Here is a 14,717-nt window from a genome sequence, read left to right as displayed (position 1 = left end):
TTCGGGCGGCAGCGACTCCCACCACTGGCCCGGGGAGATGTCGGTCATGGGACGCCCGCCCCCGCTACTCGACCCCGGCGGCTGCCAGCAGGGCGGTCGCCGTGGTCGCGCCGATGCCCCTGAGCGCCTCGGCGCGTACGACGGCCCGGGCGCTCGCGCCGTCGAACACGATCGTCAGCTGCACGGCCAGGGTCTCCGGATCCTCGGCGCCGGCGGCGACCAGCTGCTCCTGGAAGTAGTCGGTCAGGTGCTGCTTCATGCGGCGCGCGACCACGCTGCCCGGATGCCCGGGGTCCTTCAGTTCCACCGCGGCGCTCACGAACGGGCAGCCGAGCAGTCCGCCCTCGCTGAGCAACCGGTCCTGCCGTTCGAACACGGTCAGGACGCGCTCGCGCGGTGAGAGGTCGGCGTCGGGGTCCGGCAGCAGAGCGGCCTGATAGCCGGGGCCGAGGCCGGCGAGGCTCTCCGCGATCACCTCGTCCTTGGACCGGAAGAGCTGGTACATCGACTTCTTCGAGACCCCTGCGGCCTTGCACAGGGCGTCCACGCCGACACCCATGCCGTCGCGGTAGAAGAGTTCGCCCGCCGCTTCGAGCAGTCGCTCGCGGGGTGTCGTCGAGGTCGTCATGGCACCGAGAGTACCGGCTCGGCTTGCCAGAAGAAACCGATCGGTTTACGGTGAGCGGAAACCGATCGGTTTCTCATTCTCCCTGGAGTTGAAATGACCACTCTCGAAGGCGCCGTAGTCCTGGTGACCGGCGGCAACCGCGGCATCGGCAAGGCGATCGTGGACGACCTGCTCACCCGTGGCGTGAGCAAGGTGTACGCCACCGCGCGCAAGCCCCTGCCCAGCACCGACCCGCGCGTCGTCACGCTGCCTCTCGAGGTCACCGACCAGGCCTCGGTCGACGCGCTGGTGGTGGCCGCGCCCGACGTCACCGTGCTGATCAACAACGCCGGCGGCAGCTCGCCCGACACCTACCTGGACGCCCCGATCGAGGACATCCGCAACGTCTTCGAGACCAACTTCTTCGGACCGCTGAACCTGACCCGGGCCTTCGTCCCGGTGATCGAGGCCAACGGCGGCGGCCACATCCTGAACGCCCACTCGGCGCTCTCCTGGGTCGCCCTGCACGGCGCCTACTCCGCCACCAAGGCCGCGCTGTGGCTCCAGACCAACGCCCTCCGTATCGAGCTGCTTGCCCGCGGTATCGGCGTGACGGGCCTGCACATGGGCTACGTCGACACCGACATGACCGCCGGGGTGACCCAGCCCAAGTCGAAGCCCGCCGACATCGCGAGGGAGGCGCTGGACGGGATCGAGAAGGGCGCGTACGAGGTGCTCGCCGACGAGACCTCCCGCCAGGCCAAGGCCGCGCTGTCCGGCGACATCACCAACCTCTACCCGCAGCTCAAGGCCTGATCGGCGGCACGTCGTACCCGCGGGTCTCGCGGCGGCGGCGCCGGTGGACGCACCACCGGCAACCGCCACCCCGCGCCACGAACGCCGGGACTTCCCGCTACGTCGTGAAGCGGTGGCGGCCGGAACCGACCCGGTACACCGCGCAGCCGTCCTCGGTCCGCAGGAACGTTCCGTGGGTGTGGGTGACCGCCTCCGGAGCCTTCGCCGGAATCCACACCTCGGCGGTCGTGTTCGGCGGCACGGCACAGGTCAGCAGGAACCCGTCGGACCGCTGCCGCCACTGGGTGGATATCGGGCCGTAGACCGAAGTGAACGTGGCGCGCGCCGAGGTGACGTCACCGCCGGGCCGGGGCCGGACGACGATCTCGCGGTAGCCGGGCCGGCCGGCCGAGATGCCGGCGATGTTCGTGTACATCCACTCGCCCACGGAACCGTAGGCGTAGTGGTTGAAGGAGTTCATGTCCGGGGTCTGGAAACTGCCGTCGGGCCGGATGGAGTCCCAGCGTTCCCACATCGTGGTCGCGCCCTTGTCGATCTGGTAGCCCCAGCTGGGGAAGGAGCGCTGCTGGAGCAGCCGGTAGGCGACATCCGTGTGCCCGGTGTCGGTGAGGACGGGCAGCAGCCGGGGCGTACCGAGGAAGCCCGTCGACAGGTGCCAGTCCTTCGCCTCGATCAGGGCGAGGAGACGGTCGGCCGCCGCCGTTCGCAGATCCGTCGGCACCAGGTTCATCGAGAGGGCGAGGACGTAGGCGGTCTGCGTGTCACCCTTCACCCTGCCGCCGGCGTCGACGTAGGCGTTCCGGAACGCCGTGCGCACGCGCTCGAACAGGTCGAGGTAGGGGGCGGAGTCCTCGCCGAGTTCCTCCGCCGTACGGGCCGCGAGGTCGGCGCTGTGCGCGAAGTACGCGGTGGCGACCACGTCCTTCGGCGTCTCGTCCTCGATGTTCAGCCAGTCGCCGTAACCCCCGGCCGGCCGCAGCAGGTTCTCGCTGTGGTTCTCCAGGTAGGTCAGCCAGGCCCGGATCGACGGCCAGGCATCCGCCAGCACCTGCCGGTCGCCGTACGCCTGGTACAGCGCCCACGGGACCGTCACCCCCGCGTCTCCCCACCCGGCGACACCGTTGCCGACCGTGCCCACCATGGGAGCCACGTCCGTGAAGGCGCCCTCGCTCGTCTGCGCGTCACGCAGGTCCACGAGCCACTTGGTGAGGAAGCGGGCCGACTCCATCGTGTAGGCCGCCGTCGGCGCGAACACGTTGATGTCACCCGTCCAGCCGAGCCGCTCGTCGCGCGCGGGCGTGTCCGTCGGGACGGAGAGGAAGTTGCCGCGCTGGCCCCAGGTGATGTTGCGGTGCAGCTTGTTGAGCATCGGGACGTCGGTCTCGAAGTCGAAGGTGAAGGGCGCGGAGGTGTGCATCACGCGACCGGTCACGGCCTTCGCCGAAGGAGTGCCCGGGAACCCGGTCACCTCGACATAGCGGAAACCGTGGAAGGTGAAGCGCGGCTCGTACGTCTCCTCGCCCTGGCCCTTGAGGGTGTACGTGTCGGTCGCCGTGGCCGTGCGCAGGTTCGCGGTGTAGAGGGTGCCGTCCGGGTTGAGGACCTCGGCGTGCCTCAGCCGTACGGTCGTTCCCGCGTCGCCCGAGACCCGCAGCCGTACCGCCCCGACCATGTTCTGGCCCAGGTCGAGGACGAAGACGCCGGGACGGGGCTCGGTCACCTTCTTGACCGCGAGTTCCTCGGCCACCCGGACCGGGCCGTCCACCTGCGCGACGATCAGACCGGGAGCGGCGTCACCGGCGTCGGTGACATCGAGCCATGTCCGGTCGTCGAAGCCGGCTGCGGTCCAGCCGGGGGTCTCCTTGCGCGCGTCGTACGTCTCGCCGCCCAGCAGGTCGGCGGCGACGATCGGCCCGGCGGCGGCCCGCCAGCCGGTGCCCGACGTGACGCGCTCACTCGTACCGTCGGTGTACTCGATCTCCAACTGCGCGAGCAGAGCCGGGCGTTCGCCGTACTGGTGCGGCCCGAACATGCCGACGTTGCCCGCGTACCAGCCCGGCGCCACGTACGCGCCGATGGCGTTGGGACCGGTCCGCAGCAGCTTGGTGACGTCGTACGTCTGGTACTGGACGCGTTCGCGGTAGTCGGTCCAGCCGGGAGCGAGCTGATCGCGGCCCACCCGGCGGCCGTTGAGGTGGGCCTCGTAGACCCCGAGAGCCGTGGCGTACAGGCGGGCGCGCGCCACCTTCTTGCGCGGCAGCCGGAACTCGTGCCGGAGCTGGTTGGCGGCGTACTTCACCGGGACGACCCGCCCCCAGGGGCCGGCTCCCCAGGCCGCCGCCTCCTTGGCCGCGGGCCAGCCGCTGTCGTCGAAGCCGGCCTCGCGCCAGTCGGCGGCGGGTTCCTGGTTCGTCGACCTCCAGGAGTCGTCGGTGACGGTCCGCTGTTCGCCGGAGGCCGTGTGGAGGGTGAGGACGGCGTCGAGTCCGGCGGGACCCTCGGACGCGTTGATCGCCGAGACCGCGATGACGTTCCTGCCGGAGAGCAACTGGGGGAGTACGTCGATGATCGCGGGGCGCCGCCAGTTCTCGAACTCCGTCGCCAGGTCGGTGCGGGACACCTCGGTGCCGTTCACGGAGGCGGCGTACACGTTGTCCGCGGTGATGGTCAGGGTCGCCGCCGTGACCGCGTCCGTGATCTCGACGGTTCGGCGGAACCAACGGGTGCCCGCCGGAGCGCTCCCGGCCGGGTCGCCCTCGGGGAACCAGATCCACGAACTGCCCTCCAGCGAGGGCGCGTCGGTGAGGGCCGGGGGAGCGGACACCCACTGCGCGGACCACTGCGAGGCGTCCATGAGGCCGGTTTCCCACCACGACGGCGTACTCCAGCCGGAGACCCCGCCGCTGGTGTCCCACACCTGGACGGACCAGAAATACCGTGTGCGTGGCTTGAGTTGAGGGCCCGCATACGGGACGAGCACGGACTCACCGGACGTGACTCTCCCGCTGTCCCAGACGTCCGGGTGCGAGAGGCCGGACTCGCTGGAGGCGACACGGATCTGATAGGCGCTCTGGCGCACTCCCGGACTGTCCGAGGCCATCGGCCAACTGAGCCGGGGGCGTTGGGAGTCGAGACCCAAGGGGTGCTGTACGTACTCGACGGTCGGCGTGGTGACGCGTACGGCGCCGCGTCGCGCTGGCGCCTTGGCGGGGGTGGAAACCGGTGCGGCCACTGCCGGTCCCGCGGCGGCCGTCGCGGCCACCGTGGCCGCCGCTCCCGCCAGTATGTTCCTCCTGCTGATCATTGCGGCCCCTCACGTAGAAAGGATGAATCGATTCACAGCGGTGAACGTAGGTGAACGTAGGGGCGCGCGGGATGAGGGTCAATGAGCGTGCAGAGACTTTCTTGACGGGGCGTCGGATGGGTATGCGCTTTCCGTCGGGTCTGACGCGACTGCGGAACGGGCGATTGAACGGTTTCAATTCCCCCGCCGAATTCGGCCGTTCGCGGGTTGTCCGAAAGCCGGGCCGATACCGCTCCGATGACGCTCCGGCACCGCTCCGTCGCCGCGCGGGTGCCGTCACCGGTGCCGCTCGGGCCCGGGTCGGGCGCGGGTCGGCCGGAGCGACCGCTCGGACCGGCCGGGGCGACTGCACGGCCCGTCCGGAGCGGCAGCGTCGCCCGCCAGGAGCGGCTGCCAATCGTGCGGCGAACAGAACGCGGCGTTCAGCTTCCTGCCATCGCCCGGCCATCGCTGATCAGCACTGTGCGGACTGATCCCAACCTCGCTCCCATGGAGGACACATGAGCACCACAGGGCATCAGGACGGACCGGGCAGACGCTCGCTGCTGCGGGCCGCGGTCGCCGTACCGGCCGTCGGCATGGCGGTCGCCGCCTCGACGGCGGTACCGGCGGAGGCCTCCGCCACGTCCGGCGGCGGTGGCCGATTCGATCCCGAGAGTCCGCGCTTCGCGCTGGCCGTGCTCCCGGACACGCAGTACCTCTTCGACGCCGACAGCGCGGACCCGGCGCCCCTGAAGGAGACCTTCCGCTATCTCGTCGCCGAGCGGGCCGAGGCGAACATCGCCTTCATGACGCACCTGGGCGACGTCACGGAGCACGGCACCGAGGACGAGATCGAACTCGCCGCCGACACCTTCCGCACCATCCACGGCAAGGTGCCCTACAGCGTCCTCGCGGGCAACCACGACATCCGTTCCTCCACGGACGACCAGCGCGGTGACTCCGCCTACCTCACGGCGTTCGGGCCCAAGCGCTACGCCTCCATGCCGACCTTCCGGGGTGCTTCGCCGGACGGCTACAACAGCTACCACGTGCTGAACGCGGCGGGCCGTGAGTGGCTCGTTCTGGCCCTTGACTGGCGGGTGTCGGACAAGGGGCTGGGCTGGGCACAGGGTGTCCTCGACGCGCACCCGACCCTGCCCGCCATCCTCACCACGCACGACATCGTCTGGTCGGACGACGAGGGCAAGGCGCAGCTGTCGGACAACGGCAAGCGTCTGTGGGACGGCCTGGTCCGCGGCAACGACCAGATCTTCCTGGCGCTGGGCGGCCACTACTGGCCGCCGGGGCGCACCGTCCTCACCAACGACTCCGACAACGATGTCCACGTCCACATCACCAACTACCAGGACCGCTACTACGGTGGCGCCGGCATGATCCGTACGTACGGCTTCGACCTGGCCCGCGGAGTCATCGACGTCGAGACCTTCTCGCCGTGGTTCCTCGCCCGCGACCCGGGTAAGCGGGCGCCGTTGGAGGCCGAGACGATCGAACTCACCGGCGACGTCGACCGGTTCAGCCTGGACATCGACTTCGAGGAGCGGTTCGCCGGCTTCGCCCCCGTCGTACCGCCGAAGCCGCGTCCGGCCTCCGCCGTGATGCTGCGGGGCACGCTCGCGTACTGGCGCTTCGACGCGTCAGGCACCGTGGGCGCCCCGGTCGCCGACGGGACGCGGGTGCGCGACCTGACCGGCAACGGCAACGACCTGACCGTGAGCCGCCTGCACTCCAGTGGCCCCGAGGCGCTCACCTGGTCTGCCGACCACCACGTGGGCCAGCCCGCGCACGCCAGCCTTCGCTTCGACGGCGGCCAGAGCCCGGACCGCGGCGCCGTCCTCACCACCGGACCTCACGCGGCCCTGAACAACGAGAAGTTCACCCGCGGCTACACCATCGAGACCTTCGTCCGCCTGCCCGAGCCCTTCGACGGCGACCACAGCTGGATGGGCATCCTCAGCTGGGAGGGGCGCAACGGCGACGCGGGCAAGACCACCGGCTGGTCCCCGCTGGAGCCCACGTGCAGCCTCAACCTGTCGCCCGAGCGCTTCCTCCAGTACGTCGTCTACCCGCACCGTCAGGACGCCGACCCGACATCCTGGAGCCACGCCGTCCCGGTGGGCCGCTGGATGCACATCGCCGTCGTCAACGACGGCCGCCGTACAGTGATGTACGTGGACGGGTCGAAGATCGCCCGTAACCCGTCCCAGCCGTCGACGGGCATCGCCACGCTCGGCAAGCCCTTCGTCATCGGCGGGACGCAGTTCGACGAGAACTTCGGACAGGGTTTCTACGGGTGGATCGGCGACACCCGCATCGTCAACCGTGCCCTGCCCGTACGGGACTTCCTCACGTCCTTCGAGTAAGCCGCGGCGTGCCTCGCACCCCCTCGCCGGTCCGGCACCGATGCCGGACCGGCGGCGGCCGCGCCCTTTCCCGCGGTACGACGGTCAGCGGCTGCCGGTTCGCTCGCGCCCGTTCGTGCAGGGGGCCGGAACGCCTCGGTCAGGGGGCCGAACGCTTGGGTCAGGGGGCGAACGCCTCGGTCAGGCGCACGTTGAAGCCGTCCTCCTCCATCAGGATGACGGTGACGCCGAAGGGGGAGGGGTGGTCCAGTTCGAGCGGGGTGAAGGAGTAGTCGACGGCGGCCCTGACCGGCACGACCAGTTCTCCGTCCGGTTGCGGCACCGGAGCGGGCAGCCACTCGGGTGCGACCGCGGCCCCGTCGTCGGGGGAGCCTGCGGGCGGCTGCTCGGTGTAGGGGAACTGGTGGAGGATGTGCCCCTCCTTCGTGGCGTGCACCATGTTGAGACACGGGGCCGGGCCGACGACCGGCAGTTCGCAGGCGGTGGCGACATCGCGGGTCTCCCAGGCGAGGACCACCTCGTCGGCGCCGGCCGCCGCGGCGATGTTCGAGAGCTGGGCGATGCCGGTGAGCGCGTCGTCGCCGGACTTGAGTGGGCGCACCCAGATCAGTCCGACCAACTCACCGCGTACCAGGGGCATGATGACCGGGCGGGGCACCGTCCCGTCGCCCAGACCCGCGGTGTACGCGTTCTTCATCGACGCCACCAGCGCGTCCCACACCTGCGTGTCCACGAACTCTCCCTCACCAAAGCCACGTTCACGAGCAAGCCGACCCTGTCACGACGCCCTCGCCGCCGCCAGTCGCGGTGACCCGACGGGGTTCTCCGACAGGCGTGTCACGGGGCCACCGCGCGGGCACGAGGGGGCGCGGGAAGCCGCGCCGGGTGACGGCCCCGTGAGCGGTAGTCCCACCGCGTATCCGGGCTCGAAAGTCCCGCTCCCTGCGGCAGTCCCACGCGGGGCTTCCGTTCCGGCGGCGCGGTGGCGCGGTGGCCGGGCGGCGGTCCCACGCCGGGCTCCCGTTCCGGCGGCGCGGTGGCCTGGGCGGCGGTCCCACGTCGGGCTTCCGTCTCGGCGGTCCGGCTGCCTGAGTGGCAGTCTCACGCGGGGTTTCCGTTCCGGCGGCGCGGTGGCCTGGGCGGCGGTCCCACGTCGGGCTCCCGCCCCGGCGGCCCGACTGCCTGAGTGGCAGTCCCACGCGGGGCTTCCGTTCCGGCGGCGCGGTGGCCCGAGTGACGGTCCCACATCGGGCTCCCGCCCCCGCAGCCCGACCGCCTGAGTGGCAATCCCACCGCCGACTCCCACCCCCGCAGCCCGACCGCCTGAGCGGCACCCCCACCGCCGACTCCCACCCCAACGGCCCAACCGCCTGAGCGGCACCCCCACCGTCAACCCCCGGCCCCTCAGCCGAGGAGACGCCCCCGGCCAAGGCGGTCACCCGTCCGCCCGCGGCCGAAAACCGCCCCGCTCGACGGCGAACCCCCAGTACACGGGGGCCAGTTCGAGCCGTTCTGTTGTCGCATCCATGACAAGATCGTGCGGGCGGTGTCAGTCTGATCGTCGCGCGTTCACTGTTCCTTCACGCCCCCACGTCTTGCGCGCCACCGAGTTCGGACACGCCTCGTGTGTGTTCTCGGGCGCGCCCTTCCCCGTTCAGCGCGTCGCCGGTCGGCCACACCCCGCCGACCGGCTCTCCCGGCCTGCATCACAGGCCACCGTCGCAGAAGGAGAAGCCCTTGTTCCGGCCATCCCCCACCTCCAACCGACGCAGACGCACAGCGGCGTTGGCCCTCACGGCCGCGGGCACGCTGCTCGCCGCCGGCTTCCAGACCGGCGTCGGATCGGCGGCCCCCCGCGACCGCGACGACGCCAAGATCGTCGCCACTCCCCGGGCCGGTGCGGCTCCGGCCGAACTGTCCCCCGCCCAGCGCACCGCGCTCCTGAAGAGCGCGACGCGGACGGTCGGCGACACCGCGAAGTACCTCGGCCTCGGTGCCAAGGAGAAGCTGGTCGTCAAGGACGTCACGAAGGACGCCGACGGCACCACCCACACCCGCTACGAGCGCACCTACGCCGGTCTGCCGGTACTCGGCGGCGACCTCGTCGTGCACGTCAAGGGCGCTCGCAGCACGGTGTCCGAGGCGACTGAGGCCGCCATCAAGGTGCCGACGACGAGCCCCAAGGTCACCTCGGGCACCGCCGCGGGCCAGGCGCTCGCCACCGCCAGGAAGGCGGAGGCCAAGAGCCCCGCGGTCGAGGGCGCCCCACGGCTGGTCGTCTGGGCCGGCGAGGCCAGGTCGGTCCTGGCCTGGGAGTCGGTGGTGGAGGGCATGCAGCACGACGGCACGCCGAGCGAACTCCACGTCGTCACCGACGCCACCTCGGGCAAGAAGCTCTTCGACTTCGAGAAGGTGCACACCGGCAGCGGCACGGGCCAGTTCAGCGGACCGGTTCCGCTCGGCACCACGCTCGTCGGCTCCACGTACCAGCTGACGGACCCCGACCGGGCCGGCCACAAGACGTACGACCTGAACCAGGGCACCTCGGGCACTGGCACCCTCTTCACGGATGACAACGATGTCTGGGGAGACGGCACCACGGCCGACCGGCAGACAGCCGGTGTGGACGTCGCGTTCGGCGCCGCGGCGACGTGGGACTACTACAAGGACGTTTTCGGTCGCAACGGCATCCGCAACGACGGTGTGGCCGCCTACAGCCGGGCGCACTACGGCAACGCGTACGTCAACGCCTTCTGGTCCGACAGCTGCTTCTGCATGACCTACGGCGACGGCGCGAGCAACACCCACCCCCTGACGTCCCTTGACGTCGCGGCGCACGAGATGACCCACGGTGTCACCAGCGCCACCGCGGGCCTGGTCTACTCGGGCGAGTCCGGCGGCCTCAACGAGGCGACGTCGGACATCTTCGCCGCGGCCGTGGAGTTCAAGGCCGACCTGGCCGCCGACGTCCCCGACTACCTGGTCGGCGAGAAGATCGACATCCGCGGCAACGGCACCCCGCTGCGCTACATGGACAAGCCGTCGAAGGACGGGGCTTCCCGCGACAACTGGGACTCCTCACTCGGCAGCATCGACGTCCACTACTCCTCCGGTCCGGCCAACCACTTCTTCTACCTGCTCTCCGAAGGCAGTGGCACCAAGACCGTCAACGGGGTCGACTACGACAGCCCCACCTACGACGGCGTGGCGGTGACCGGCATCGGCATCGAGAACGCCGAACAGATCTGGTACCGCGCCCTCACCACCTACATGACCTCCACCACCAACTACGCCGCTGCCCGCACCGCGACCCTGCAGGCCGCGGCCGACCTGTTCGGCGCCTACAGCGACACCTACCTCTCCGTCGCCGCGGCCTGGGCCGGGATCAACGTCGGCGACCGGATCGCGCTCGGTGTCAACGTGGCCCCGATCGACGACCAGACCAGCGGCGTCGGCCAGGAGGTCTCCCTCCAGATCGACGCCTACACCACCAACTCCGGTGCCGGCCTGACCTATGAGGCGACCGGCCTGCCGGACGGACTGACGATCAGCGACACCGGACTGATCTCCGGCGTTCCGACCGCTGCCGGGTCCAGTGACGTGACTCTGACGGTCACCGACAGCACCGGGGCGACCGCCCCGGTGAGCTTCGTCTGGCGGATCGCGTACATCTACGCCAACGGCACCCGCGTCGACATCCCCGACGTCGGCGCCGCGGTGGAGTCCCCGGTCGTCATCACCGGCCAGGACGGCAACGCCTCGGCCACCACCCAGGTCTACGTCAAGATCGTGCACACCTACCGCGGTGACCTGACGGTCGACCTGGTCGGCCCCAACGGCACCGTCTACTCGCTGCTGAACCGCAGCGGCGGCTCGGCGGACAACGTCGACCAGACCTTCACGGTCGACGCCTCCGCGCAACCGGTCAACGGCACCTGGATCCTGCGGGTCCGTGACGTCGCCTCGATCGACGTCGGCTACATCGAGCGGTGGCAGCTCACCCCGTAACCCTTCCAGCCCTTGCCACCTCGCCCAGAGCTGCCCGCCCGGACCGCTTCCCGCGGTCCGGGCGGGCAGTCCCGCCGCAACCCGCAACCCGCAACCTGCCGGGACGGCTACCGCTGTTCCACGGGAGTGACGGGAGTGTCCTCGCGCAGGCCCCACGGCGAGCCGTACTCCGTCAGCAGGTCGAGGAACGGCCGGGGCGGAAGCGCCTCGGGACCGAGGACCCCGCTGCCGTGCCAGGCGCCGGACGCGATGAGTTCGAGCGCCGCCACCGGGTTGATCGCGGTCTGCCAGACCACGGCCTGCGAGCCGTACTCCCGCATCGACCACTCGTTGTCGACCACGTGGTAGAGGTAGACCTCTCGGGGCCGGCCCTCCTTGATCCCCTTGACCCAGGTGCCCGCGCACGTCTTGCCGTGCATACGGTCGCCGAGGCCGGCCGGGTCGGGCAGACAGGCGGCGACGACATCACGTGGGGAGACCGCGACCCGGCCCGCGCCCGCGCTCCCGTCGACGGTGACCGGTTCCGTGCGGTCCAGGCCGAGCTTGTGCAGGGTCCGCAGGACGGCGATGAACTCGTCGCCGAGGCCGTACTTGAAGGTGACCCGCTTGGCCTTCAACCACCGGGGGACCAGCAGTACTTCCTCGTGCTCGACGTTGACGCACTCCACCGGCCCGATGCCCTCGGGGAACTCGAAGACCTCCGGCTCACTGAAGGGCGGTGTGGTGAACCAGCCCCGGTCGGCTTCGTAGACGACCGGCGGGTTGAGGCACTCCTCGATCGTCGTCCAGATGCTGAAGGAGGGGGCGAAGTCGTATCCGTCCACGGTCAGATCGGCCCCGTCGCGGATGCCGATCTCCTCGATCTCGTCGAAGAGTTCGTCGGCGGCGTACCGCGCGAAGACGTCCGACAGGCCCGGCTCCACCCCCATGCCGACCAGCGCGAGGCGCCCGCTCTCCTCCCACTCGGCGGCCCGTTCGAACTGGGCGTCTCCCAGCTTCACGCCGCACTCCTCGTACGGGCGGGAGGTGTGCGGCCTCGACAGGGACATCGCCATGTCGAGGTAGTGCGCGCCGTGCGCGAGGGCCGCCTCGAACAGCGGCATGACGAAACGGGGGTCGGTGGCGTTGAGCAGGACGTCGCAGCGATGCTCGGCGAGAGCGGCCCGTACGCCTGCCGCGTCCGAGGCGTCGAGGCGTACCGCCGTGAATCTGCCGTCGTCCCCGACACCCGCGACGGCCGACTCCGCCCGCGCCCTGTCGTAGTCGGCGACGACCATGTGCTCGAAGAAGGCGCGGCGGGCCGCGATCTTCGTGATCGCGGTGCCCACGCCTCCGGCTCCGACCATGAGAACTCGCATAGCACCGTGCTCCTTCGCCCCGCCCTCGGCAGGGGATGCCGACACCGCTGACCCCGTGCGCGAGGACGATATCGGCTTTCGGCGCCGCTCAGTGTGAAGGGGTGGCGGGAGGCGGCTCGGGCGGCCGGGGGCCTCCGCCACCTGTCAACTCGCCTCGCCGACGGCCCGGTTGGCCGTCAGGCGGGAGTGTCGGCCGGGTCGGACTGGAGTACCCATAGGGTGATCCCCATGTCTGCCACCCTGAGTTCGACGAAAACCCGTGCCGCGCTGCGCACGTCGGCGCGTATCTCCGTTGACGTGTTGTTGGTCCTCGTGATGGCCGGGGTGGCCCTATGGGCGTTGGGCCGGATGTGGTCGATCGTCTGGCCGCTCATAGTCGCCCTCTTCATCACCACGCTGACCTGGCCGTTCACCCGGTTCCTGCGTCAGCGCGGGTGGCGCCCCGCGCTGGCCGCGTCGGTCGTGACCGTGTTGTTCCTGCTGGTCGCGGCGGGCATCGTGGCGCTGATCGCGGTGCCGGTGGCGTCCCAGTCGGGAGACCTGACCGACGGTGTGGTGGACGGCATCCAGAAGCTGCGCGAGTGGGCCGCGGGCCCGCCGCTGAACATCGCCGACGACCAGATCGCGGACGCCTCCGACGCGGCGATCGCCCGCATCCAGGACAGTGTCGGCAGCATGGTCTCCGCCTTCGTCTCCGGGGTGAGCACGCTGGTCAATGGCGTGGTCACCGCCATCCTGGCGCTGTTCCTGATGTTCTTCTTCCTCAAGGACGGTCCGCGGTTCCTGCCGTGGCTGACCCGTCAGCTTCCCGGGCGGCTCGCCACCGACGTTCCGATCGTGGCCGCGCGCAGCTGGGACACCCTCGGCGCCTTCGTGCGTTCCCAGGCGTTCGTCGGTCTGCTCGACGCCGTCCTGATCGGCATCGGGTTGTGGGCTCTGGACGTACCGCTGGTGCTGCCGCTCGCGGTGCTGACCTTCGTCTCCGCTTTCGTACCGATCGTGGGCGCGCTGTTCGCCGGTTTCGTCGCGGTTCTCATCGCCCTGGTGTCGAACGGTCTGACGGACGCCCTGCTGGTGCTGGCGATCATCGTGGTGGTGCAGCAGTTGGAGGGCAACGTGTTCCAGCCCATGATCCAGAGTCGTGGACTGGGCCTGCACGCGGCCGTCGTCCTGCTGGCGGTGACGCTGGGCGGCAGTCTGGCGGGCATCGTGGGCAGCCTGCTCGCCGTCCCGGTCGCCGCACTGATCGCGGTGTTCTGGAACTACCTCCGCGAGCAGTTGTCCGAACCGACCCAGGAACCGGGGACCGACGAGCCGCACCCGGGTGCCGCTGTGCCCTCGTAGCGGGCGGTCCGGCCGTGCCGCCACCGACCGGAGGACGGTCGCCGGTGTGCGCGGCGACAGGGTCTCCGGCCCGGGAATGCGACGAGGGGGGTGGGTGTTACAGACACCGAGAAGCTGACATGCGCGAGTCAAGCCGCGGATGTGGGTGAGAGGAGAACCTGATGGCACGCAGTAACGCACGCCCTGTGGTCACGCTGAGGTCGACGGCCGGGACCGGCACCGCCTACGTGACGCGCAAGAACCGTAGGGACGACCCCGATCGGCTCGTCCTGCGCAAGTACGACCCGGCCGCCGGTGAGCACGTCCCGTTCCGCGAGGAACGCTGAGCCGGGCCCGGACCGCCGGGCGCACGGTTTCCGGGCGGACAGTCACAGGGAAGGAAGTCGCATGAAGTCTCGTATCCACCCCGTATCCCAGCCGGTCGTCTTCCGGGACCGCGCCGCGGACGTCGCGTTCCTGACGCGGTCGACCGCCCACTCCTCCCGGACGATCGAGTGGGAGGACGGACACACCTACCCGGTGATCGACGTCGAGATCTCGTCCGCGAGCCACCCCGTCTACACGGGGACCTCGCGAGTGGTGGACACCGCCGGCCGAGTGGAGCGCTTCGAGCGCCGCTACGGCCGGGCGGTCCCGGCCCAGCGCTGAACCGCGCGGCCGGAGCGGAAAAGAAGGAGGACAGAGCCATGAAGGTACGCAATTCCCTGCGCTCGCTGAAGTCCAAGCCCGGGGCCCAGGTGGTCCGTCGGCGTGGAGTGGTCTTCGTCGTCAACAAGAAGAACCCGCGTTTCAAGGCCCGCCAGGGCTGACCGGTCGAGTGCCGCGCACAGGGGCGCCGGGATCGCTTTCGCGACTCCCGGCGCCCCTTACGCGTACCGCGGCCGGGGAACCGTTGTGTCCGCCTCCGCCGTCCTCCG

At 70.5% G+C, this 14,717-nt stretch carries 11 protein-coding genes; 7 read left to right on the top strand and 4 right to left on the bottom strand.

Translation table 11 applies throughout. The features are described from left to right. Window positions 1–64: 64 nt before the first annotated feature. Complete coding sequence (locus ACIP79_RS26220; RefSeq protein WP_401227084.1) at window positions 65–628, bottom strand: TetR/AcrR family transcriptional regulator; 564 nt, start codon at window positions 626–628, stop codon at window positions 65–67. Window positions 629–721: 93 nt separating this feature from the next. On the opposite strand from ACIP79_RS26220, the gene ACIP79_RS26215 reads away from it, so the two are divergent. After that, entirely contained in the window at window positions 722–1,423 is a 702-nt protein-coding gene (locus ACIP79_RS26215) for an SDR family oxidoreductase (RefSeq protein ID WP_401227082.1), read from the top strand. Window positions 1,424–1,520: 97 nt separating this feature from the next. Here ACIP79_RS26215 and ACIP79_RS26210 read toward each other — a convergent pair whose 3' ends face one another. After that, window positions 1,521–4,727, bottom strand: a complete 3,207-nt coding sequence (locus tag ACIP79_RS26210; RefSeq protein WP_401227081.1) for an alpha-L-rhamnosidase — start codon at window positions 4,725–4,727, stop codon at window positions 1,521–1,523. A gap of 500 nt (window positions 4,728–5,227) precedes the next feature. On the opposite strand from ACIP79_RS26210, the gene ACIP79_RS26205 reads away from it, so the two are divergent. Beyond that, window positions 5,228–7,090 carry a LamG-like jellyroll fold domain-containing protein gene (locus ACIP79_RS26205; RefSeq protein WP_401227079.1) on the top strand — a complete coding sequence of 621 codons (1,863 nt, stop codon included), beginning with the start codon at window positions 5,228–5,230 and terminating at the stop codon, window positions 7,088–7,090. Window positions 7,091–7,250: 160 nt separating this feature from the next. Here the strand turns inward: ACIP79_RS26205 and ACIP79_RS26200 are convergent, their stop codons facing one another. Continuing rightward, window positions 7,251–7,823, bottom strand: a complete 573-nt coding sequence (locus ACIP79_RS26200; protein ID WP_401227077.1) for a hypothetical protein — start codon at window positions 7,821–7,823, stop codon at window positions 7,251–7,253. Between the two features lie 1,004 nt (window positions 7,824–8,827). On the opposite strand from ACIP79_RS26200, the gene ACIP79_RS26195 reads away from it, so the two are divergent. Further along, window positions 8,828–11,098 (top strand): M4 family metallopeptidase, encoded by a 2,271-nt coding sequence (locus tag ACIP79_RS26195; protein WP_401227076.1) that lies wholly within the window; start codon window positions 8,828–8,830, stop codon window positions 11,096–11,098. Window positions 11,099–11,205: 107 nt separating this feature from the next. Here ACIP79_RS26195 and ACIP79_RS26190 read toward each other — a convergent pair whose 3' ends face one another. Beyond that, entirely contained in the window at window positions 11,206–12,456 is a 1,251-nt protein-coding gene (locus ACIP79_RS26190) for a saccharopine dehydrogenase family protein (protein WP_401227074.1), read from the bottom strand. A gap of 228 nt (window positions 12,457–12,684) precedes the next feature. On the opposite strand from ACIP79_RS26190, the gene ACIP79_RS26185 reads away from it, so the two are divergent. The 4 genes from ACIP79_RS26185 to ykgO all read left to right on the top strand — a co-directional run bounded on the left by ACIP79_RS26185 (window position 12,685) and on the right by ykgO (window position 14,609). After that, window positions 12,685–13,800: an AI-2E family transporter gene (locus tag ACIP79_RS26185; protein WP_401227073.1), complete on the top strand. Its 1,116-nt coding sequence runs from the start codon at window positions 12,685–12,687 to the stop codon at window positions 13,798–13,800. Window positions 13,801–13,961: 161 nt separating this feature from the next. Next, window positions 13,962–14,126: a 50S ribosomal protein L33 gene (rpmG, locus tag ACIP79_RS26180; protein ID WP_401227072.1), complete on the top strand. Its 165-nt coding sequence runs from the start codon at window positions 13,962–13,964 to the stop codon at window positions 14,124–14,126. 61 nt (window positions 14,127–14,187) lie between these two features. Beyond that, complete coding sequence (locus ACIP79_RS26175; protein ID WP_401227071.1) at window positions 14,188–14,448, top strand: type B 50S ribosomal protein L31; 261 nt, start codon at window positions 14,188–14,190, stop codon at window positions 14,446–14,448. A 38-nt stretch (window positions 14,449–14,486) separates the two neighbouring features. Further along, window positions 14,487–14,609: a type B 50S ribosomal protein L36 gene (gene ykgO, locus ACIP79_RS26170; protein ID WP_387187497.1), complete on the top strand. Its 123-nt coding sequence runs from the start codon at window positions 14,487–14,489 to the stop codon at window positions 14,607–14,609. The last annotated feature ends 108 nt before the right edge of the window (window positions 14,610–14,717 follow it).

This window comes from Streptomyces sp. NPDC088747 (genome assembly GCF_044751025.1).
Taxonomy (GTDB): domain Bacteria; phylum Actinomycetota; class Actinomycetes; order Streptomycetales; family Streptomycetaceae; genus Streptomyces.
Note: the sequence above shows the minus strand (reverse complement) of the source record. Positions and strands in the feature narration are given on the sequence as shown.